The organism is Streptomyces panaciradicis, from assembly GCF_023516615.1.
Classification (GTDB): Bacteria; Actinomycetota; Actinomycetes; order Streptomycetales; family Streptomycetaceae; genus Streptomyces; species Streptomyces panaciradicis.
Window position 1 is genome coordinate 1 of the sequence record NZ_JAMGBF010000169.1, and the last position, 21,140, is coordinate 21,140.

Consider the following 21,140-nt stretch of genomic DNA (forward strand, 5'->3'; position numbering starts at 1 on the left):
GCGAGCGGCAGGCCGTCCAGGCGGCGGCAGATCTCCTCGACGGCGGCCCGGTCGCGGAGCACGGTGTCCGCGTCGGGGCGGACGGCGGACGCGCGCTCCTCGAACAGGCGCCGCGCCTGGTCGGGGACGAGGGGTTCGACCGGGCGCACCGACTCGCCGGGGACGCCCAGGGGTTCGCGGCTGGTGGCGAGGATCGTGAGCCCGGGGCAGTGGGTGAGCAGGGTCTCGGCGAGGGCGGCGGCCGCCTCGATGAGGTGTTCGCAGTTGTCGAGGATCAGCAGTTCGCTGCGCGGGGCGCAGTACTCGACGAGCAGGGCGAGCGGGTCGTCCTGCGGGGCGGTCAGCTCGGTGGTCAGCAGCACGGTCTCGCGCAGGCCGAGCGCGCTGACCACCGCTCCCGGCACCGCCTCGGGCCGGTCCAGCGGCGCCAGTTCGACCAGCCACGCCTGCGGGAGCCCGGCGGCGGCCTCCTCGGCGAGGCGGGTCTTCCCGGAGCCGCCCGGTCCGGTGAGGGTGACCAGCCGTGCCCTGTGCACTTCGGAACGGATGGCGTCGAGCTCCGGTTCCCGGCCCACGAAAGAGGTCAGTCGCGGACGCAGGTTGCCGCTGCGGGCGGGGGGCCGGGGGCGACCGGGCGGCTCGGGAGGGGCGTGGGTTTCCGGTGCCGCGAGGAGGTCGGCGTGCAGGGCCCGCAGCTCCGGTCCCGGGTCGGTGCCGAGGCCGTCGGCCAGGGCCCGGCGGGTGGCCTCGTACGCGGCGAGGGCGTCGGCGGTGCGGCCCGTGTCGCGCAGGGCGCGGATGAGGAGGGCGTGCAGCGGCTCGTCGTAGGGGTGGGCGGCGGTGAGTTCCCTCAGGCGCGGTACGGCGGTGTGGGCGCGGCCCAGCCGCAGGTCGGCGTCGACGCGGGCCCGGGTCGCCTCCAGGTGGAGGGCGTCGGGGCGGGCGGCGGCGGTGCGGTCGGGGAGGTCGGCGAGGGCGGGACCGCGCCACAGGGCGAGGGCCTCGTCGAGGACCTGGGCCGCGGTGGCGGCGTCACCCCGGGCCAGGGCGGCGGTGCCCCGGTGGACCAGGTCCTCGAAGACGTGGAGGTCGACGTCGTGCTCGGTGGCCGTGAGCCGGTAGCCGCCGGGGGCGGAGGCGACGGCGTCCTTGCCGAGGGTGCGGCGCAGGCGGCCGACGAGGGCCTGGAGGGCGGCCGGGGCGTCGTCCGGCGGGTCGTCCGTCCACACCTCCGCGATCAGGGTGCCGGGGGTGGTGACCCGGCCGGGGCGCAGGGCCAGCGCGGTCAGCAGGGCGCGCAGGCGGGGGCCGGGGACGGGCACGACGGTGCCGTCCTCGCCCTCGACCTGGGTGACGCCCAGAATCCTGTACCGCATCGGATCATTGTGGCCGTCACGCACGGGAGGGGGCACGGCGTTCGGCGGGCGGGGTGTGCCGGGCACCGGGGCCGGGGAGGCGGCTCGTGCGGGTCATGCCCTCACGCGACCCCCGCCCCGCCTCCCGAGGCCAGGGCGCCTCGCTTCGGGGCGATGCCTCCGGGGACCGCCCGCTGGCGGGCCGGGGTGCCGGTCCAGCAGGTGCCTCGGCGGGCCAGCAGGCGGCGCAGCCACAGTTCGAGGGAGACCAGGTCGGCCAGGCCGTCCAGGGGCAGTGGCTCGCCCTCCGCCGCGGCGCGCAGGGCCTTGCGGACGACCCGGGCCTCCACCAGGCCGGCCTCCGCGAGGAGCGGGGTGCCGAACAGGGCCATCAGGGAGTCGGCGGAGACGCGCAGGCCGGTGCGGGCCGCGACCGCCGTCGGGGCGTGGGAGGGGGCGCCCCAGCCGGGCGGGAGGTCGCCCACGCCGGCGCCCTCCAGGACCGTACGGAGGATGGCGGCGCGGGCGCCCGGCTGGACGCGCAGGGCCTCGGGCAGGGCGCGGCAGGCGCGGACGACCTGGTTGTCGAGGAAGGGCGCGTGCAGGCGCTGCGAGCGGATCTCCGCCGCCTGTTCCAGCACGCGGATGTCGGCGGCCTGGCGGGCCAGCGCGGCCCGCGCGCGGTGGTCGCCGGGACGCTGCCCGGGCCCGATGCCCGAACGGCTCGGCGACGTCTGGAGGCGAACCGATACTTCAGCCAGGGCCTCGCCGGTCAGCCAGCGCGCGGCGGGGCCGGGCCTGGCCCAGGCGAGGGCGGCGAGGGACGCTCCGACGGCCCCTCCGGGCTCGTCGAAGCGGCGCTGCAGAAGGCGTTCGGCGAGCAGTTCCAGGCCCGCCCCGTACGGGGTGCGGGCCAGCCGGCGGGCCGCGCCGTACACGCGCGCGGGGACGAACACCGAGCCGTCCGCCTTGGCGAGCGCGGCGACGGGGCGCACGAGATGCCGGCGCTTGCGGTCCATCAGCAGGTCGGCGAGGCGGGCCGGGTGGGCGTCCAGGACCTGGCGGGCGCCGTAGCCGGTGAGGTGGTCGGCGCTGCCCGACGCCAGCCGGGCCCGGTGCCGGGCGGCCGTCACCAGGGACTGGCCGGGCTCGTCGGTCAGGGGGCCGTCCAGATCGGCGTACGGCAGGGTCTCCTCGCCGCCGGCCACGACCACGTGGTGCAGCCGGGGGTTGGCCGCGAGGGTGCCCGCGCGCTCCAGCTCCGCCTCGCGGCCGCCGACGGCCAGGTCGTTGAAGGTGACCGCCAGGAGGCGTTCCCCGGCGCCGGTGCCGTGCCCGAGGACGGTGCCCGGCATGCCCGGCAGGCCCGCGGCGAGCAGGGCGAGGGTCCCCGACGCGGGGCCGCCGGAGAGGTCGGCGCCGATCCCGGCGACCGGCATCCCGCGCGCGGCGCGGCGTTCGGCCGGGCCCATCCCGGGGACGGGGCCGGGGTCTATGTCGGCGCCCGGGACGTGCCGCGGCGCCGACAGACGCGCGCGTACCGCCTCCACCAGCGCGTCGCGCACCGCGTCCACCGCGCTGTCGGGGTCGGCCGAGGGCGCCGCCACGGCGAGGGAGGCGACCGGCTCGTAGCCGGCGATCTCGCGCGCGCCGGTGCGCAGGATCAGCGCGTGCCCCGGCGGAATGCGCCGAACTCCGTCGTACGGGGTGGAGTCGTGCAGCGCGGCCGGGACGTCCGGGGCGGCGAGGAGGGCCGCCAGATGGCCGAAGTCGAGGTTGGCCTCGATGAGGTCGGCGAGGGGGAGCGCGGCGGTCGCGTAGGCGGTGCCGCCCGCCCACGGGGTGTAGAAGACCGGGCGGGCACCTGCCAGATCGCCGCAGACGGTGATGCGGCGGCCCACCTGGACGATGGCCGTGTAGCTGCCGGGCCAGGCCGTGAGGTGACGCAGTGCGCCCCCGCGCGCGGCGAACAGCGCGACCCGCAGTTCTTCGTCGGAGGCGCCGCAGGTGCCCAGGACCGCGATCCGGGTCTGGGGGTCGGCCCGCACCACCCGCACCTCGTCGGGGCGCCAGTCGCCGACCGCCCACAGCGGGTCGGGGTCGCCCCACAGGAGCTGGGAGCCGACCGGGTGCACGGTCTCGCCGTCGCTTCCGGTGGCCCCCGCGGTACCGATGCCGGCGGTCGCCGGGGCGGTGCTGCTCCATCCCACCAACCACCGCATCGACGCCTCCACGGACTGTGGACAACCAGTGCACCGTACGAACCGGTTCCCCATGCTGCCATGAAGAAGGCGCGGTGGAAGGGCCGTGGAGCGGCTTGTGATCCCCGGAACGCGCCGGGGCGCTCCCCCTCACGAGGGTGATCCGGCGGTCCGGACACCCCTGCCGACCAGGGGGACTGCGACGTGAATGCGCCCCCGCCGTGCGCCCCGAAAACGCCGTTCGCGCCCTCAAGTGCCGTGGTGGGGGCGGTAATCGCCGCATGCATGCAGGGTCGATTTTCAGCCAAATTGGCGACGCGGGGACAGGTGTGGACACGCTCTGTACATGCTTCGCACACCGTCAACTCCTGCGCGCAGCCCGGGAGACGGAGTGCGCCTCCCGGACCGTTCCGCCACCCGCGGGGATGGAGGTGGCGGTGTCCCCCAGCCCACTGGATCCAGTACAGCGGGCCGACCCACGCACGACCCATGGAACCGCTCCCCCGGTGGCCGGAGAAGAGCGCACGGGCGGGCGCACGGCCACACAACAGGAGCACGGCGCAACTGCGCGTATCGGACCCGTACTTCAGTACGGACCACAATCCCGCCATCCGGAACAATGCCCCTTAACGCTTGGGATGCGGCGAACTACGCTGGGTTTACGAATGCCGCGTGGTTATGCCAGCGCGGCAGCCGTCTGTGTCGAGGGGTGGCGCATGTCCAGGGAGCAACGCGGGCCGAACGAAAAACTCGGCGCCGTTCTCGCCCTCGCGGGAATCAGCAACGCAGGCCTCGCGCGTCGCGTCAACGACCTTGGCGCACAGCGTGGTCTGACACTTCGCTACGACAAGACGTCGGTGGCGCGCTGGGTGTCGAAGGGCATGGTGCCGCAGGGTGCCGCCCCGCACCTCATCGCCGCCGCGATCGGCCAGAAGCTCGGCCGTCCGGTGCCGCTCCACGAGATCGGCCTGGCGGACGCGGATCCCGCACCCGAAGTGGGCCTCGCCTTCCCCAGGGACGTCGGACAGGCGGTGAGGTCGGCGACGGAGCTCTACCGCCTCGACCTCGCCGGGCGCCGGGCCGGCTCCGGCGGCATCTGGCAGTCGCTGGCCGGATCGTTCGCAGTAAGCGCGTACGCGACGCCCGCCTCACGCTGGCTGATAACCCCGGCCGACAGTTCGGTGGCGCGCGAGGCGAACTCCGCCGAGGGCTCGGGCGCACCGCTCAAAGTCGGCCACAGCGACGTGCAGAAGTTGCGGGAGGCCGCCGAGGACGCCAGGCGCTGGGACTCCAAGTACGGGGGCGGCGACTGGCGTTCGTCCATGGTGCCCGAGTGTTTACGGGTGGAGGCGGCACCGCTGCTGCTCGGCTCGTACTCGGACGAGGTGGGCAGGGCGCTGTTCGGCGCCTCGGCTGAGCTGACGCGGCTCGCCGGGTGGATGGCGTTCGACACCGGGCAGCAGGAGGCCGCGCAGCGGTACTACATCCAGGCGCTGCGGCTCGCCCGCGCCGCCGCCGACGTGCCCCTCGGCGGCTATGTGCTGGCGTCGATGTCGCTGCAGGCGACGTACCGGGGCTTCGGCGACGAGGGCGTCGACCTCGCGCAGGCCGCGCTGGAGCGCAACCGCGGGCTGGCCACGGCCCGCACCATGAGCTTCTTCCGGCTCGTCGAGGCGCGGGCACACGCGCGTGCGGGAGACGCGCAGGCGGCGGGTGCGGCGCTGAAGGCCGCGGAGGGCTGGCTCGAGCGGTCCCGGGAGGGCGACAACGACCCGTCCTGGCTGGGCTTCTACTCCTACGACCGGTTCGCCGCGGACGCCGCCGAGTGCTACCGCGATCTGAAGGCGCCACGTCAGGTACGGCGCTTCACCGAGCAGGCGCTGTCGAAGCCGACGGAGGAGTTCGTGCGCTCGCACGGACTGCGGCTCGTCGTCTCGGCGGTGGCCGAGCTGGAGTCGGGCAACCTCGACGCGGCGTGCGAGCAGGGCGTGCGGGCGGTGGAGGTCGCCGGGCGCATCTCGTCGGCGCGCACCACCGAGTACGTCAAGGACCTGCTGCACCGGCTCGAGCCGTACGGCGACGAGCCGCGGGTGGTGGAGCTGCGGGAGCGGGCCCGCCCGCTGCTGATGGCTCCGGCGTGAGGAGCGCCATGCGCCGGCCGGGTTTCTGTGGTTGCGCGGCCGCGGGCGGTCGGTGGCTGATCGCGCGGTTCCCCGCGCCCCTGAGCGGCATGCGCCCGCCCCACGTTTGAGAGCACTGTCAGTGGCGCAGTGCACTATCGAGGTGGGAGGTGGTGCAGGTGCGTGCCGAGGTCGCGTACGACTGTGACGTGCTCGTGATCGGTGGGGGCATCGTCGGGCTGTCCACCGCGTATGCGATCACGCGGGCCGCGCCCGGCACCCGGGTCACGGTGCTGGAGAAGGAGGGCGGCCCGGCCCGCCACCAGACGGGTCGCAACAGCGGGGTCATCCACAGCGGGATCTACTACCGCCCCGGGTCGCTGAAGGCCCGCTACGCGGTGCGGGGCGCCGCGGAGATGGTGAAGTTCTGCGCCGAGTACGGCATCGCGCACGCCGTCACCGGAAAGCTGATCGTCGCCACCGACAAGGCCGAGCTGCCGCGCCTGCACGCACTGGTGCAGCGCGGCCGGGAGAACGGCATTCCGGTCCGGGAGCTGGGCGCCCCGCAGATCGCCGAGTACGAACCGGAGGTGCGCGGGCTCGCGGCCATACACGTCGGGACGACGGGCGTGTGCGACTTCGTCGGCGTGGCCCGGCAGCTGGCCCACGGCTCGGGAGCGGAGATCCGCTACGGCGCCCGGGTCGAGCGCATCGACCGGCGGGCCGGGCTGGGCGTCGCCGTGCGCACCCGGACCGGCGACGTCGTCCGCGCGCGGGTGCTGGTGAACTGCGCCGGGCTGTACTGCGACGAGGTCGCCCGGATGACCGGGGACGACCCGGAGATGCGGATCGTGCCGTTCCGGGGCGAGTACTACGAGCTGGCGCGACCCGAGCTGGTGCGGGGGCTGGTGTATCCGGTGCCGGACCCGGCGTTCCCGTTCCTCGGGGTGCATCTCACGCGCGGGATCGACGGGGGCGTGCACATCGGTCCGAACGCGGTGCCGGCGCTGGCCCGGGAGGGGTACGGCTGGGGCGTCGTACGGCCCCGGGAGCTCGCGGGCACGCTCGCGTGGCCCGGATCCTGGCAGCTGGCCCGGCGGCACTGGCGGTACGGGGCGGGAGAGCTGCGCCGGTCGGTGTCCAGGGCGGCGTTCACGACGGCGGTGCGCAGGCTGCTGCCGGCGGTGACGGCGGACGACCTGGTGCCGACGGCCGCCGGCGTGCGGGCGCAGGCGGTGCTGCGGGACGGGGCGCTCGTGGACGACTTCCTGATCAAGGAGGGGCCGCGGGCGGTGCACGTGCTGAACGCGCCCTCACCGGCCGCCACCGCCTCGCTGCCGATCGGGCGGGAGGTGGCCCGGCGGGCGCTGACGATGCTGGGCTCGGTCTGAGGTCCGCGGTGCCGGGCGGTCCGGGCGGGCCGCCGTCCCCGTAAAATCGACCCCACTGTGTCTGACTCCCCCAACGCCCCCGAAGCCCCCCGGCCCGCCGCTCCCGCCTCCGCGGAGCCCGCCGGGCAGCCCGCGCACGTCCCCGGTGTCTCCGTCCGGCACACCCGGGCCAAGGGGGAGCCCCGCTTCCCGGACGGCCCGAGGGCCGACCCGGCCGGTTCGCACTTCGAGCGGCGGATCCGGAGCTTCCAGCCGCGGCGCAGCCGGGTGACCGCGGGACAGGCGGACGCGCTCCAGCGGCTGTGGCCCAAGTGGGGGCTGGACATCGACGGACAGCGCGTCATCGACCTCGCGGAGCTCTTCGGCAACGACAACCCCGTCGTCCTGGAGATCGGCTTCGGGATGGGCGAGGCCACCGCGCAGATGGCCGCCGCCGACCCCGGCACCAACATTCTCGCCGTCGACGTGCACACCCCGGGCCAGGGCAACCTGCTCAACCTCGCCGACCAGAACGGACTGTCCAACGTCCGGGTCGGCAACGGCGACGCCATCATCCTGCTGCGCGAGATGCTCACGCCCGACGCGCTGGACGGGCTGCGCGTGTACTTCCCCGACCCCTGGCCGAAGAAGCGCCACCACAAGCGGCGGCTGATCCAGCCGGAGTTCCTCGACCTCGCCGCCACCCGGATCAGACCGGGCGGGATCGTGCACTGCGCGACGGACTGGGAGCCGTACGCCGAACAGATGCTCGAAGTCCTCACGGCGCATCCGGAATTCGAGAACACGCGGTCCGACGGCGGTTTCTCGCCCCGTCCGGACTTCCGGCCGCTCACCCGTTTCGAGGGCCAGGGACTGGACAAGGGACATGTCGTGAACGACCTGCTCTTCCGTCGCGTACAGCACCACAACCAGCCCCCCACAGGCGCCTGAGGCTCCCGCGGTCGACGCGAGACGCCATCGCGGGCGGCGCCTTCGCTCGTTAGGGTCAATGCCGTGGCCACCTTTCCCCCGTACCCGACCTACCCGCCGCACCCGCCGCACCCCGGTGGTCCGGCGAGCGGGGCGCTCGGGCACGCGCACTGGTGGCAGCGCACGTGGGTGCGCTACGGGGCGCTCAGCACGCTGCTCGCCCTGTCCGGGCTCGTCATCCTCGCCCTGGTGCGCCAACAGACCGGCACCGAGGGATTCCTGGTCGGGCTCGGGCTCGCGGTACTGCCCGTGCCGCTGCTCATAGCCGCCTTCCGGTGGCTCGACCGGGTCGCCCCCGGCCCCTGGCGGAACCTGCTGTTCGCCTTCGCCTGGGGCGCCTGCGCGGCGGCGCTGATAGCGATCGTCGCCAACAGTTTCGCGACCAGATGGATAGCCACGGCGACCGCGGACCCGTCGAGCGCGGACACCCTCGGCGCGACCGTGATAGCGCCGGTCGTCGAGGAGTCCGCCAAGGCCGCCGCCGTCCTGCTCGTCTTCCTCTTCCGCAGACGGGACTTCACGGGCATCGTCGACGGCGTGGTGATAGCCGGCATCACCGCGACCGGCTTCGCGTTCACCGAGAACATCCTCTACCTGGGCACCGCCTTCGGCACCGACCAGCTCACCGGCGACCGCGGCATCGCCTCCGTGACGGCGGCGACCTTCTTCGTGCGCGTCATCATGTCGCCGTTCGCGCACCCCCTCTTCACCGTCCTGACCGGCATCGGCTTCGGTCTCGCCGCGACGGCGGCCGACCGGCAGCACGTCCGGCGCCTGCTGATCCCGCTGTGCGGCCTGCTGCTCGCGATGGGCATGCACGCCATGTGGAACGGCTCGTCGACGTTCGGGGAATTCGGGTTCTTCGCCGTGTACGCCGTCTTCATGGTGCCGGCGTTCGGGCTGCTGACCTGGCTGGTCATCTGGACGCGGCAGCGCGAGCTGCGCACCGTGCGCGAGGAGCTGCCCGCGTACGCCGCCGCGGGCTGGCTGACGCCGGCCGAGCCGTTCGCGCTGGGCTCGATGCGGGCGCGGCGGCTGGCCCGCGACCACGCCGCCCACCACTTCGGCAAGCCGGCCGCGCAGGCGGTGCTCCAGTACGAGGCGTACGCCACGTCGCTGGCGTTCCTGCGGCACCGGGGGCGCCGTGGGCGGGCCGGCGCCGACTTCGCCGTCCGGGAGCGCGAGCTGCTGGCGGAGCTGTGGAACCGGCGGGAGATCGCGGGGCCGGCCCTGAACTACGCGGCACGCGTGACGGCCCCGCCGGTCCCGGTGGTGGCACCGCCGTGGCCGGGCTACGGGGCGTACGGGACGCACGGGGCGCACGGGGCGCACGGGCAGCAGACGTACCCCACGTATCCGGCGACGCCGTACCCCGCGTACAACCCGTACCAGTCGTAGCCCCTGAGCACGGCTCGGTCAGGCCGAGGCTTCCGTCAGGCGCGTGAGTTCCGCGTCCGTCAGGGTCAGGTCCGCCACGCCCAGCAGGGCCGGGAGCTGCTCCGGGGTGCGGGCCGAGGCGATGGGGGCGGCCACCGTCGGCTGGGCCGCGAGCCAGGCCAGGGCGACCGTGGCGACCGGTGCGCCGTGGGCCTCGGCGACCTCGTCCAGGGCAGCCAGGACCTTGTGGCCGCGCTCGGTCTGCAGGTGCTTGCCCGCGCCCGCGGCCCGCGCGCCGTCGACCGTGGCGCCGGGCCGGTACTTGCCGGTGAGGAAGCCGGAGGCGAGCGCGTAGTACGGCACCGTGGCGAGGCCCTGGCGGGAGGCGAGGTCCTGCAGGGGGCCCTCGTAGGTGTCGCGGGAGACCAGGTTGTAGTGCGGCTGGAGGGCGACGTACTTGGCCAGGCCCTCGCGGTCGGAGAACTCCAGGGACTCGGCGAGGCGCTCGGCGGAGATGTTGGACGCGGCGATCGCCCGCACCTTGCCCTCCCGCACCAGCTCGTCCAGCGCGCCGACGATCTCCTCGACGGGCGTCTCGGGCTTGTCGAAGTGGGTGTAGTACAGGTCGATGCGGTCGGTGCCGAGGCGGCGCAGCGAGGCCTCCGCGGCGGCCTTGATGTTGGCGGCCGACAGGCCGGGGAACTCGGGGTGCTGGCTGACCTTCGTGGCGATCACGACGTCGTCGCGGTTGCCGCGGGCCGCCAGCCACCGGCCGATGATCGTCTCGGACTCGCCTCCGCTGTTGCCCTCGACCCAGGCGGAGTAGGAGTCGGCGGTGTCGACGAAGTTGCCGCCCGCCGCCGTGTAGGCGTCCAGGACGGCGAAGGAGGTGGCCTCGTCGGCCGTCCAGCCGAAGACGTTGCCGCCCAGGGAGAGCGGGAAGACCTCGAGGTCGGAGTTGCCGAGCTTGCGAAGAGAAGTCATGTCCTACGACAACAAGCACCCAGGACAGCGGTCTTCCGGAACGGCCGCAAACTTCCCGTAAACAATCGGAGGCGGCCGTTCCAGGGACGTACGGACCGTTACGGGTTCAGGCCCTTGCCGCGCAGCCAGGTCATCGGGTCGATGCCGGTGGCCTGGCCGTCCGGGTGGACCTCGAGGTGCAGGTGCGGGCCGGTGACGTTGCCGGTGGCGCCGACGCGGCCGATGACGTCGCCCGTGGCGACCTTCTGGCCGACCGAGACGCTGATCGACGACTGGTGGCAGAACCACAGCTCGGTGCCGTCGTCGAGGGTGAGGATCGTGCGGTAGCCGTACGAGCCCGCCCAGCCGGCCTCCGTGATGGTGCCGCTGTGGATGGCCTTGATGAGGGTGCCCGTGGGGGCGGCGAAGTCCAGACCCGTGTGGTAGCCGGAGGACCACATGGAACCGGCCTGACCGAAGGTGCCGGTGATCGTGTACGACACGACGGGCAGCTTGAACTGCTTGGCCAGCTCGGCCAGCCGCGCCTGCTCTTCCTTCTTCTTCGCCTCGGCCTCCGCCTTCTGCTTGGCGTCGGCGGCCTTGGCGGCGGCCTCCTGCTCGGCCTTGGCGGCAGCGGCGTCGACCTGCTTCGAGAAGGTCGCCTCGGTGACCGCCTGGGCCTTGCTGTCGACCTGGACCCGCTGCGCCTCGGCCTGCGCCATGATCCGGTCGCGCAGCGCCTCGCCCGCGTCCCTGGCGCCCTGCGCGGTGTCCTCGGTGGTGACGCCGACGCTGCTGAGGGCGGTGGCGGAACCCTGGGGGGCCTCGTCCTCGCCGAAGACGTGGCTCACGGAGGCCAGGTCGGGCAGGGAGATGGAGACCGGGGGCTTGCCGGTGTTGGCGCTGGCCATGCCGCCCGCGCCGACGGCGGCGATGACGCCGACGCCGAGGACCGTGGAGCTGCGGGCCAGCCCGCCGCCGCGCTGCTTGGAGACGCGGTGCTTGCCCCGAACCGGGCGTATGGACTCCGCGGTGGGATTCCACTCCTCCCACTGGCCCTCGTCGGTGCGGGGGGCGAAGCCGAAGAGCTCGGTGCTCGGCACGAAGGGTGCTGCCGGGGCAGGCGGGTTGGACGCCACGTGGGCGTGCTCCTTTCCTTCCTTCTCGCCTACCGGGTTAGCTGACGGGTTCGGAGCAGGAAGGTCTCCTACGCGCGTATACCGGCCGTGGGTCCACGGTGGCATCCGCGCGATTCACCCCAGGGTGGTGGTTCCCCGGTTCCCTTGCGGGATTCGGCGCGTGCGCACGGAGCCGTCTCTTGTGACGGCTGGGACGACCGCGCTGCGTTATCGAACGTTAATAGACCCGGGGTGTGGATTCCAAGCAGTTCGGCTTGATCATTAACGTTTCCAGGCCGGACGTACAGGCCATGACCGGCTGAAAACGGGCGAGTTGACCTCTTCCCGGGATCTTCGCAGTGCCTGACGGTCTGTCAGTTGTTATGCGGAGGGCGGCTGTCCGATCACCGGGTGTGACGTCGTACGGCGAGCATCGCCATGTCGTCCGTGGTGCCGTCCCCGGTGTGCCGGTTCACCTCCTGGGCGAGGACGGCGATCAGCCCGGCGGGGTCGGGGAAGGCCCGGCCCGCCAGGCTCGCCGCGGGATCGTAGAAGTCCCCGTGCCGGTCCCGCGCCTCGCACAGCCCGTCGGTGTAGAGCAGCAGGGTGGCCCCGTCCGGGAAGCGGGTCTCCTCCGCCCGGTCCGGCCAGGCCCCCAACTCCCCCATGCCGAGCGGCAGGGCGGGCTCACGGGCGGGCAGCGGACGTACCGTGCCGTCGGGGCACAGCAGCAGCGGGGGCGGATGGCCCCGGTTGACGATCCTGACCACGGCGTCGCCGTGCGGGAGTTCGGCGAGTACGGCGGTGGTGAAGCCCTCGAAGGCGTCGAGGCCCTCGCGCCGGCTCCCCTCGCGGGCCAGCGCCCGGTCCAGCCGCCCGGCGACCGCCTCCAGCGTCGCCTCCTGCTCGGCGGCCTCCCGGAACGCCCCGATCACGACGGCGACGGCCGCCACCGCGCCCATCCCCTTCCCGCGCACGTCGCCCACCACCAGCCGCACGCCGTACGGGCTGTCCTGCACGGCGTACAGGTCGCCGCCGATGGCCGCGTCCCGCTGCGCCGCCTCGTAGCGCGCCGCGATGGCGAAGGTGCCGATCCGCTCGGCCGGGTCGGGCAGGACGGCACGCTGGGCGGCCTCGGCGATCGCGCGCTGCGAGGCGAGCTGTTCGTCGCCGCGGCGCACGAGGGCGTTGATGAGCACGGCCAGCGCGGCCACGGTCGCCACCGTGACCAGCTCCGTGAGCGCGTCGATGTGCAGCAGGATGCCGAGCCCGGTGTGGATCAGCAGGACGACCAGGACGCACGCGACACCGGCGAGGATCGTGCCCAGACGCGAGTAGAGGGGGGCGGCGACCAGGGGCACGGCCGTGAAGAAGGGGGCCGCGGTGAACCCCGCCGGGGTGAACCAGTCGTAGAACGCCCCGGCGACCAGCAGCAGCGCCGGGAGCATGCGGACGAAGGTGCGCGCGTACGAGATCGGCCCCTCCTGCTCCACACCCCAAGGGTTGCCGGAGCGGGGACGGCGGGCGAGCGGTGAGGGCCGATGGGGGGAAACCCCGCCGCGGAGGCATCCCGGCCGTCGCGGGGAACACCGCCGCGGGAAGGAAAAACCGAGGGCCGGAACCCGTTTCCGGATTCCGGCCCTCGGCCTTCAGTAGCGGGGACAGGATTTGAACCTGCGACCTCTGGGTTATGAGCCCAGCGAGCTACCGAGCTGCTCCACCCCGCGTCGTTGTGACTCCAGTGTACGCCATCCGCGGGACGCCCAGCACCAGGGTTTCGATCCGGCCCCCTTCACCTGCGGATTCAGCCGCCCAGCAGGTGGCCGTTCGGCGCCTTGGCCGCTGCCTCGTGCTCCGCCAGCAGGACGACGTCCACCCCGGCCGCCGCCAGCAGTCCGCTGCCGTCGGCCTCCTCGACGAAGGTGTCCGGCTCCCGCCAGGCCGTGACCACCCGCCGCACCCCGGCCTCCAGGATCAGCCGGGCACACGGCTTCGGGCGGGACGCACGCCGCGCGCAGGGCTCCAGGCTGCTGTAGACGGTCGCGCCCGCGAGCCGCGGATCGGCCGGATCGATCTTCGCGAGCGCCGCCTCCTCGGCGTGCACGGTGGGGTCGCCGGCCTCGCGCGAGTGGCCGCGGCCGAGTTCCGTGCCGTCGGCGGCGACGACGACCGCGCCGACGCTGAACGCCGTCCGCGAGGGCGGGCACTGGGCCGCCAGGGCGCAGGCGAGCCGCAGCCAGTGGTGGTCGGCGGCGGCGGGGACCGGTCCCGTGCCGGGTGCGGTGGGCTCGTAGCGCATCAGCACCACGTCCTCGATACGGCGGCTGTCCACCAGCCTGAGCCGGCCGCCCTGGTAGCCGCCGGGCCCGAACAGCCGGGGCGCCTTGGGATCGCCGACGAACACCGGGGCGAGCACCAGCTGCAGCTCGTCCGCCAGTCCCTGGAGCAGCAGCTGCGTGTGGACCGTGCCGCCGCCCTCGACCATCAGGCGCTCGACGCCGCGTACGTCGTGCAGATGCTCCAGGAGGCGGCGCCAGTCGAGGCCGGGGCCCAGGGGGACGACGTCGGCGGCGAGACCGGCGGCGGCGGCCCGCCGGGCGCCCTCGTCCGTCGTGTAGAGCACCTTCTCGCCCCCGGTGTGCCAGAACTGCGCCGTCGGGTCGAGGTCGCCGGAGCCGCTGACGGTGACCTTGAGGGGGTACTCGGGCTTCCCCGCGGCCGTACGGGCGGCGCGCCGCTCGGGCGAGTTGACCAGCAGGCGCGGGTTGTCGGCGCGGATCGTGCCGGCGCCGACCAGGATCGCGTCCACGGACGCCCGCACCTCGTCCACACGGTCGAAGTCGGCCGGGGACGACAGCAGCAGCCGCTCGGGGCCGGTGTCGTCGAGGTAGCCGTCGAGGGAGACGGCGGCGGACAGCAGGACGTGGGGGTACGGCATCGGGCGCGCTCGCTCTCGGAGGCCGGGGACGCTTGGTTAAAGTTTGAAACAAACCTACACTGGCCGTATGACGACTCGCTGGCTCACCGGCAAGGAGCAGCGCGCCTGGCGCGCGTACATCGCGGCGACGCACCTCCTGGAGGACGCGATCGACCGCCAGCTCCAGCAGGACGCCGGCATGCCCCATCTCTACTACTCCATCCTGGCCAACCTCTCCGAGGCGCCGGAGCGCAGACTCCGGATGACCGATCTCGCGGAGAAGTCGAAGATCACGCGCAGCAGGCTGACCTATGCCGTGACCCGGCTGGAGAAGGACGGGCTGATCCGGCGCGAGGACTGCCAGTGGGACAAGCGGAGCAGCTTCGCGGCCCTCACCGACGAGGGCATGGCGGTGCTGGAGCGCACGGCGCCGGGGCATGTGGAGACCGTGCGGGCGGCCGTCTTCGACCACCTCTCCGAGGAGCAGGTGGAGCGGCTGGAGGAGATCAGCTCCGCGATCGTACGGGCACTGGAGGGCGAGGAGACGCCGCGGCCGACCTCCGACGAGGTGCCGTGGCGGCGACGTTCGTCGCCGTGCTCGGGCTCGTCGTGACGACACGCTCGTGAGCTTCCCCGCGTGAGCCGCACCGCACATCTGTTGCTTCAAATTTAAAGCACGGGTAGGGTTCCCGCCGTGGATGTGCTTCAAATCTGAAGCAGCACTCCGCACGGTCCTGCACCCGGACACAGGAGAACCCCCATGCCCGACTTCCCCGCCGCCACGCCGCGCTCCCGCGTCCGGGTACCGCTGCGCTTCGACGACGGCTACAGCGTCGACGCCGAGCTCGTCACCTTCCACGGTCTGACCGACGGCCGGGAACACCTCGCCGTCGTCCTCGGCGACCCGGCCCCCGGCACCGTCCCGCTGGTCCGTCTGCACTCCGAGTGCCTGACGGGCGACGTCTTCGGCTCCGCCCGCTGCGACTGCGGCCCGCAGCTGCGGGAGGCGGTCGAGCGCATCGCGGCCCGCGGCGGCGTGCTGCTCTACCTCCGCCAGGAGGGCCGCGGCATCGGCCTCTACAACAAGCTCGACGCGTACGCCCTGCAGGACCAGGGCCTCGACACCTACGAGGCGAACGCCGCCCTGGGCCTGCCCGAGGACGCCCGCGACTACACGGCCGCGGCCCAGATGCTGCGCTCGCTCGGCATCACGGAAGTGGACCTGCTGTCCAACAACCCCGACAAGGCGGGCCAGTTGCGCGACCTCGGCATCACGGTCCACGACCGGGTCCCGACCGGCGTCTTCACCACCGCCCACAACGTCCGCTACCTGCGCGCGAAGGTCCTCCAGACCCAGCACACCCTCCCGCTGGCCGAACTGACGGAAGTGAGCGCGGGCTGAGGGGGCCGGGGGTCCGGGGGCGGAGAGACGGGCAGCGGGCGCGGCTGACGCAGGGTCCGCGAAAGACCAGCCCAGAAGCGCCACCGCCCCCGGCGTAGGCCGGCCCGTTGCCGGCCGTCCGGCGGGCCGGAGATCCACGCTGCCGTCGAGCACGGCGACCGGGCGCCGTATGGCGGCAGGCCCGAGCCGCCGGTCTCGTCGGCGCCGCCGCGTCCCTGGTCGCCCCCCTCACCCGCAGCCCGCGCGTCACCCGGACGAGCCGGACCGAGTCTGGGTCGAGCCGCGACGCTTCGGAGCCCTGGTCGAGCCGCGGCGCTCGCAGACGGCCGTGCGGACGCGCTCGCGCAGGGTCCCGGTGAACGGCCGGTAGGTCTCACGGGGCCTCTGGCCGGTCCAGCGGGCCGGGCGAACCGGCCGAGTGCGTCGCCGCGCGGGCCGCCTGCGGCACCGCTTTCCCAAGCCGCCGCACTGAGCGAGCAGTCGTCCGCACCGCGTCCGGTCATCCGCCTCCCCGAGGGCGCCGTTCACCAACCTTCCACGCCCAAATCGCCTTGCCGGTAACCGAGTTGACATACTCTCCTCCGGAGAAGGGCCGTCCGCCGCCGGCCCGTGGGCTCACCGGCCGGTCCGGCCGGCGTATGACGCCCCGTCACGCGCGCGTTCTCCGCAGCCAATCGAGTCGACTCAGGTCCGGGATCCCTTGATGACCACACACAGTGACAGACGCGGGCACGCGTCCCCCCTCCGCCGTACGGCCCTCCTGGCCGCGATCGCCGCACTGGCCGTCGCGGGCGCGACGGCCGTCCCGGTGACGGCCGCGGCCGCCGACGCCTCCGGCCGCCCGGCCCCCTCGCTGGAGAGGGCGTTCACCGCCGCCGCCGAGGCGTACCACGTGCCGCGCCAGGTGCTGCTGGCCGTGTCGTACCAGGAGTCCGCCTGGGACACCCACCCCGGGCAGCACAGCACCGACGGCGGCTACGGCCCGATGCACCTGACGGACGTGACGCCCGCCATGCTGGCCGCGGGTCCCGCGGGAGCCGCCGGGCGCGGCGATCTGGCGCAGCTGACCGCCGACCCCGCCCTGCACACCCTGCAGGCCGCCGCGAAACTGACCGGTCTGTCCGCCGGGAAGCTGCGCACCGACCCGGCCGCCAACATCCGCGGCGGCGCGGCGCTGCTCGCCTCGTACCAGAAGAAGGTGACCGGCGGCACGTCCGCCGATCCCGGCAACTGGTACGGCGCGGTGGCCCGTTACAGCCAGTCCACCCAGCGCCAGGGCGCCGCGGCCTTCGCCGACCGCGTCTTCGCCTCCCTGCGCAAGGGCGCCGCCCGCACCACCTCCGACGGCCGGCGCATGAGCCTGGCGGCCGACAGCGGCATCCGCCCCGCCACCGGCCAGCTGGCCGACCTGCACCTGAAGTCCGCGGCGGCCACGGACGTCGAGTGCCCGGCCACCCTGGACTGCACCTTCGTCCCGGCGGCGGCGTCCAATGGCCAGGTCTCGAACCGCCCCGCGAACGGCATCAAGATCGACACCATCGTCATCCACGACACCGAGAGCTCCTACGACGCCGCCATCAGGACCGCCCAGGCGGCGGGCGGCGCCGCCGCGCACTACGTGATGCGCTCCGCCGACGGCGCGGTGACGCAGATGGTGCCCACGAAGGACCTCGCCTTCCACGCGGGCAACTACACCGCCAACATGCACTCCATCGGCATCGAGCACGAGGGCTACGCCGCGCACGGCGCGACCTGGTACACCGAGGCCCAGTACGAGGCCACGGCCGAGCTGGTCGCCTACCTCGCGGCCCGGTACGACATCCCGCTGGACCGCCAGCACATCATCGGCCACGACAACGTCGCCGGGCCGAAGTCGTCCCTCGTCTCCGGCATGCACTGGGACCCGGGCCCGTCCTGGGACTGGAACCACTTCATGCACCTGCTCGGCGTGCGCACCGGCCCGCACGGCGTCGGCCCGGTCGGCTCGGTGGTCACCATCGCGCCCCGGTTCGAGGACAACCCGCAGACCGTCCAGATCTGCCCCGCCGACGACCCGACCGGCGCCACCACCGCCTGCACCGAGACGCGGCAGCCGTCGAACTTCGTCTACCTGCGCACCGAGCCCGGCGACACCGCCCCGCTCTTCGGCGACCAGGCCGTCCACCCGGGCGCGGCCGGCACCTACCGGATCAACGACTGGGGCGGCACGGCGGTGGCCGGCCAGCAGTTCGTGGTCGCCGACCGGGACGGCGACTGGACCGCGATCTGGTACAGCGGCGCCAAGGTGTGGTTCTACAACCCGCACGGCTGCAACACCGCGCCGGCGTACGGCGTTCAGGTGATCAGCGCGGCCGGCACGTCCCCGGTGGCGGTGTACGGCTCCGCCTACCCGGACGCCGCCGAGTACCCCTCGGGCCTGTCCCCCTCGACCCAGGCACCGCTGAGCATGTACTCCGTCCCGGCCGGCCAGGCCTACGTGGCGACCGAGCCGCCGGCCCCCACCCAGGACTTCTTCCCGTCCGGCGGCACGGTCGTCACCGGCGCCAAGTCGATGTACACCATCCAGTACAACCACCGGGTCGCCCTGGTCTACGCCGGCGACGTCACGGCCGCCGCGCAGTGACCCCCACCTGACCCGCCGGACACACGAAAGCCCCAGGTCGCGAACTTCCCGACCTGGGGCTTCTGTGTAGGCCCTGTGGGACTCGAACCCACAACCAATGGATTAAAAGTCCACTGCTCTGCCAATTGAGCTAAGGGCCCCTGGCGATGTTGCCTCCCCGAGCATAGCCGGACACGGCCGTGTCTCCGATCGGGTATCGGGGACACGGCCGTGCCGTGCCGCGCGGGGACGCCGGGAGTGTTACGGATCGACCTTTTGCGCACCGCCCGCACCACCCGAGCTGCCCGCGCGCGCCGCCTCGCGGGCCTGGGTGCGGGCGTGGGACGGGTTGAGGAACCAGTGCCGGGCCGACGCCGCCCACCACGCGGCGGCGAAGCCGAGGACGACGAGGACGGCGACGGGGGCGTAGTTGAAGGTCTCCGAGGTGACCGGGGAGACCTGGGGCAGCATGAACAGGACCGTGATGACGCCGACCCACACCACCGACACCCAGCCGATCAGCGTCGACCAGCGGCCCAGGTGCCACGGCCCGCGCTCGAAGGCGTCGCCCTTGCGCACCCGCAGCAGCGTCGGGATGACGTAGGCGATGTAGAGGCCGATGACCGCGATCGAGGTCACCGCCGCGTACGCCGTCACGTTGATCAGGTACGGCAGGCCCAGCACCAGCGCCCCCACCGCCGCCAGCCACACGGCCGCGACGGGCGTCCGGGTGCGCGGGCTGACGGTGTGCCAGAGACGGGAGTAGGGCAGTGCGCCGTCGCGGGAGAAGGCGTAGATCATGCGGCTGTTGGCGGTCACGGACGCCATCCCGCAGAACAGCTGCGCGCCGATCACGACCAGGAGCAGCAGCTTCCCGGCCGTCGCTCCCAGCGCGTCCAGCAGGATCTGGGCCGGCGGCGCGCCCGTGGCGGACCCGAGTTCCCTGTCGTAGGACTGGATGGCGAAGGTGAAGCCGAGGAGGAGGACGAAGCCCGCGATCCACGACGTCCAGATCGACCGCACGATCCCCTTCGGGCCCGCGGTGGACGCGTCGTGCGTCTCCTCCGTCATGTGGGCGGAGGCGTCGTAGCCGGTGAAGGTGTACTGCGCCATCAGCAGGCCCAGCAGGACGACGTACACCCCGCTGCCCCAGCCGGTGTTGTTCACGAACTTCCCGAACACGAAGGACGCCGACTGGTGGTGGTCGGGTACGAAGGCCAGCGCGCCGACGATCACCCCGACGCCCAGCACGTGCCACCAGACGCTGATGTCGTTGAGCAGGGCGACGATCTTCACGCCGAAGGTGTTCAGCAGGCCGTGCAGCAGCAGGATCGCCGCGAACAGCAGGACCGTCCGCCCCTTCGTCACCTCGAACCCGAACTGCAGGTTCAGGTACGCGCCGAGGAAGGAGGCGGCACCGAAGTCGATGCCGGCGGTCACCGCCACCTGGCCCAGCACGTTGAACCAGCCCGTGAACCACGCCCAGGCGGCCGCCGTGCGGGGCGGGGCGAGCCGGTGCGCCCAGAAGTACAGGCCGGCCGACGTCGGGTAGGCCGAGCAGATCTCGGCCATGGACAGCCCGACGAACAGCGTCATCAGGCCCACGGCCACCCAGCCCCAGGTGATCACCGCCGGGCCGCCGGTGTTCATGCCGAAGGCGTAGAGGGTCAGGCAGCCCGACAGGACCGAGATGATCGTGAACGAGACCGCGTAGTTGCTGAACGCCGACATGCGGCGGGCAAGGACCTGCGTGTAGCCGAGCTGGGCAAGCCGCTCTTCGTCGGAGACTCCCGACTGCCCGCTCCCTATGGCGTCATCTGTCATGCCCCCAGCGATTCCCTCGCCGGACCCGTGACATGCGTCACAAGATAGGTGCTTTGGCCAAAGTTTCTCGTGGCCGGTAACCGCCGTGTGAACGCGAAAGGGCCCGTACGACTTGAGTCGTACGGGCCCTCGTTCAGCTCACTCGGTGTCAGCCGTTGCGCTTCCAGCGCGGCTTGTCGTCGCGGCGGCCGAAGGAACCGGTGCCGCGGTGGTCGTCACGACGGCCGTAGGGGCGGTCGTGGCCGCCGGAGCGGAAGCCCGGACGGTCGTCACGGCGGTCGCGGTTGAAGGGACGGTCGCTGCCACGGTGACCGCCGCGCTCGTCACGGCGTTCGAAGGAACGGCCGGCGGCCGGACGGTCGTCACGGCGGTCGCGGTTGAACGGACGGTCGCTGCCACGGTGACCGCCGCGCTCGTCACGGCGCTCGAAGGAACGGCCGGCGGCCGGACGGTCGTCACGGCGGAACCCGCCACGGTCGTTGTCCCGGCGCTCGAAGCCACGGCCACCACGGTCGTCACGACGCTCGAAGGAACGGCCACCACGGTCGTCCCGGCGGTCGTCACGGCGGAACCCGCCACGGTCGTTGTCACGACGCTCGAAGCCACGGCCACCACGGTCGTCACGACGCTCGAAGGAACGGCCACCACGGTCGTCCCGGCGGTCGTCACGGCGGAACCCGCCACGGTCGTTGTCCCGGCGCTCGCGACGCTCGTACGACGGCGCCGGCTCGGTGCGCTCGACGTCCTGCGCGGCCGCCTGCGCCGGCACGGACGCCTCGGCCACGATCTCGGCGGCCTCGGTGACCACCGCCTGCGCCTCGACCACGGCGGCCTCGGGGTCCTCGCCGCGCTCGCGGGCGACCCGGGCGACGAGCCGGTCGGCCTCCTCGCGCAGCTCGGT

At 73.4% G+C, this 21,140-nt stretch carries 14 protein-coding genes, 2 tRNA genes, 1 pseudogene and 1 riboswitch; of the genes and pseudogenes, 7 read left to right on the forward strand and 10 right to left on the reverse strand.

All coding sequences use genetic code 11. The features are described from left to right. Positions 1–1,376 (reverse strand): AfsR/SARP family transcriptional regulator (locus M8J74_RS37915; RefSeq protein ID WP_249840786.1); only part of this gene is annotated, 1,376 nt, incomplete at its 3' end. Positions 1,377–1,477: 101 nt separating this feature from the next. Next, positions 1,478–3,577 carry an asparagine synthase-related protein gene (locus tag M8J74_RS37920; RefSeq protein ID WP_249840787.1) on the reverse strand — a complete coding sequence of 700 codons (2,100 nt, stop codon included), beginning with the start codon at positions 3,575–3,577 and terminating at the stop codon, positions 1,478–1,480. A 695-nt stretch (positions 3,578–4,272) separates the two neighbouring features. Here M8J74_RS37920 and M8J74_RS37925 point away from each other — a divergent pair. The 4 genes from M8J74_RS37925 (at position 4,273) to M8J74_RS37940 (ending at position 9,434) form a co-directional block, all read left to right on the forward strand. Further along, on the forward strand, positions 4,273–5,697 hold the full coding sequence (locus tag M8J74_RS37925) for an NsdA family TPR-like regulatory protein (RefSeq protein WP_200704622.1): 1,425 nt from the start codon (positions 4,273–4,275) through the stop codon (positions 5,695–5,697). Positions 5,698–5,846: 149 nt separating this feature from the next. Further along, positions 5,847–7,067: an L-2-hydroxyglutarate dehydrogenase gene (lhgD, locus tag M8J74_RS37930; RefSeq protein WP_372500401.1), complete on the forward strand. Its 1,221-nt coding sequence runs from the start codon at positions 5,847–5,849 to the stop codon at positions 7,065–7,067. Between the two features lie 57 nt (positions 7,068–7,124). Further along, on the forward strand, positions 7,125–7,997 hold the full coding sequence (gene trmB / locus M8J74_RS37935) for a tRNA (guanosine(46)-N7)-methyltransferase TrmB (protein ID WP_249840789.1): 873 nt from the start codon (positions 7,125–7,127) through the stop codon (positions 7,995–7,997). A 63-nt stretch (positions 7,998–8,060) separates the two neighbouring features. Beyond that, positions 8,061–9,434 carry a PrsW family intramembrane metalloprotease gene (locus M8J74_RS37940; protein WP_249840790.1) on the forward strand — a complete coding sequence of 458 codons (1,374 nt, stop codon included), beginning with the start codon at positions 8,061–8,063 and terminating at the stop codon, positions 9,432–9,434. Positions 9,435–9,452: 18 nt separating this feature from the next. Here M8J74_RS37940 and M8J74_RS37945 read toward each other — a convergent pair whose 3' ends face one another. The 5 genes from M8J74_RS37945 to M8J74_RS37965 all read right to left on the reverse strand — a co-directional run bounded on the left by M8J74_RS37945 (position 9,453) and on the right by M8J74_RS37965 (position 14,432). Then, complete coding sequence (locus tag M8J74_RS37945) at positions 9,453–10,397, reverse strand: aldo/keto reductase (RefSeq protein ID WP_249840791.1); 945 nt, start codon at positions 10,395–10,397, stop codon at positions 9,453–9,455. A 98-nt stretch (positions 10,398–10,495) separates the two neighbouring features. After that, positions 10,496–11,515: a M23 family metallopeptidase gene (locus M8J74_RS37950; protein ID WP_249840792.1), complete on the reverse strand. Its 1,020-nt coding sequence runs from the start codon at positions 11,513–11,515 to the stop codon at positions 10,496–10,498. A gap of 12 nt (positions 11,516–11,527) precedes the next feature. After that, a riboswitch (cyclic di-AMP (ydaO/yuaA leader) is annotated at positions 11,528–11,684 on the reverse strand. 214 nt (positions 11,685–11,898) lie between these two features. Further along, positions 11,899–12,942, reverse strand: coding sequence for a PP2C family protein-serine/threonine phosphatase (locus M8J74_RS37955; RefSeq protein WP_249840797.1), 1,044 nt, complete (start codon positions 12,940–12,942; stop codon positions 11,899–11,901). A gap of 205 nt (positions 12,943–13,147) precedes the next feature. After that, positions 13,148–13,221: transfer RNA gene (locus tag M8J74_RS37960), tRNA-Met, on the reverse strand. A gap of 77 nt (positions 13,222–13,298) precedes the next feature. Beyond that, positions 13,299–14,432 (reverse strand): dihydrofolate reductase family protein, encoded by a 1,134-nt coding sequence (locus tag M8J74_RS37965; protein ID WP_249840793.1) that lies wholly within the window; start codon positions 14,430–14,432, stop codon positions 13,299–13,301. 67 nt (positions 14,433–14,499) lie between these two features. Here M8J74_RS37965 and M8J74_RS37970 point away from each other — a divergent pair, with 67 nt between their 5' ends. From M8J74_RS37970 to M8J74_RS37980, 3 genes are all read left to right on the forward strand, one after another. Continuing rightward, positions 14,500–15,024 (forward strand): MarR family winged helix-turn-helix transcriptional regulator, encoded by a 525-nt coding sequence (locus tag M8J74_RS37970; protein ID WP_058924469.1) that lies wholly within the window; start codon positions 14,500–14,502, stop codon positions 15,022–15,024. 147 nt (positions 15,025–15,171) lie between these two features. After that, complete coding sequence (locus tag M8J74_RS37975) at positions 15,172–15,813, forward strand: GTP cyclohydrolase II (protein ID WP_249840794.1); 642 nt, start codon at positions 15,172–15,174, stop codon at positions 15,811–15,813. 703 nt (positions 15,814–16,516) lie between these two features. Beyond that, positions 16,517–18,436 carry an N-acetylmuramoyl-L-alanine amidase gene (locus M8J74_RS37980; protein ID WP_249840795.1) on the forward strand — a complete coding sequence of 640 codons (1,920 nt, stop codon included), beginning with the start codon at positions 16,517–16,519 and terminating at the stop codon, positions 18,434–18,436. Between the two features lie 67 nt (positions 18,437–18,503). Here M8J74_RS37980 and M8J74_RS37985 read toward each other — a convergent pair. The 3 genes and pseudogenes from M8J74_RS37985 to M8J74_RS37995 form a co-directional block, all read right to left on the reverse strand. Next, positions 18,504–18,576, reverse strand: a tRNA-Lys gene (locus M8J74_RS37985). Positions 18,577–18,676: 100 nt separating this feature from the next. Further along, positions 18,677–20,239: an amino acid permease gene (locus tag M8J74_RS37990; protein ID WP_249840796.1), complete on the reverse strand. Its 1,563-nt coding sequence runs from the start codon at positions 20,237–20,239 to the stop codon at positions 18,677–18,679. A 148-nt stretch (positions 20,240–20,387) separates the two neighbouring features. After that, positions 20,388–21,140 (reverse strand): annotated as a pseudogene (locus M8J74_RS37995) (DEAD/DEAH box helicase); the annotation flags it as partial.

Coding starts and splice junctions, on each gene's coding strand:
- M8J74_RS37920 (WP_249840787.1), bottom strand. CDS start 3,577: ATGCGGTGGTTGGTGGGATGGAGCAGCACCGCCCCGGCGACCGCCGGC.
- M8J74_RS37925 (WP_200704622.1), top strand. CDS start 4,273: ATGTCCAGGGAGCAACGCGGGCCGAACGAAAAACTCGGCGCCGTTCTC.
- M8J74_RS37945 (WP_249840791.1), bottom strand. CDS start 10,397: ATGACTTCTCTTCGCAAGCTCGGCAACTCCGACCTCGAGGTCTTCCCG.
- M8J74_RS37955 (WP_249840797.1), bottom strand. CDS start 12,942: ATGCTCCCGGCGCTGCTGCTGGTCGCCGGGGCGTTCTACGACTGGTTC.
- M8J74_RS37965 (WP_249840793.1), bottom strand. CDS start 14,432: ATGCCGTACCCCCACGTCCTGCTGTCCGCCGCCGTCTCCCTCGACGGC.
- M8J74_RS37970 (WP_058924469.1), top strand. CDS start 14,500: ATGACGACTCGCTGGCTCACCGGCAAGGAGCAGCGCGCCTGGCGCGCG.
- M8J74_RS37975 (WP_249840794.1), top strand. CDS start 15,172: ATGCCCGACTTCCCCGCCGCCACGCCGCGCTCCCGCGTCCGGGTACCG.
- M8J74_RS37980 (WP_249840795.1), top strand. CDS start 16,517: ATGACCACACACAGTGACAGACGCGGGCACGCGTCCCCCCTCCGCCGT.
- M8J74_RS37990 (WP_249840796.1), bottom strand. CDS start 20,239: ATGACAGATGACGCCATAGGGAGCGGGCAGTCGGGAGTCTCCGACGAA.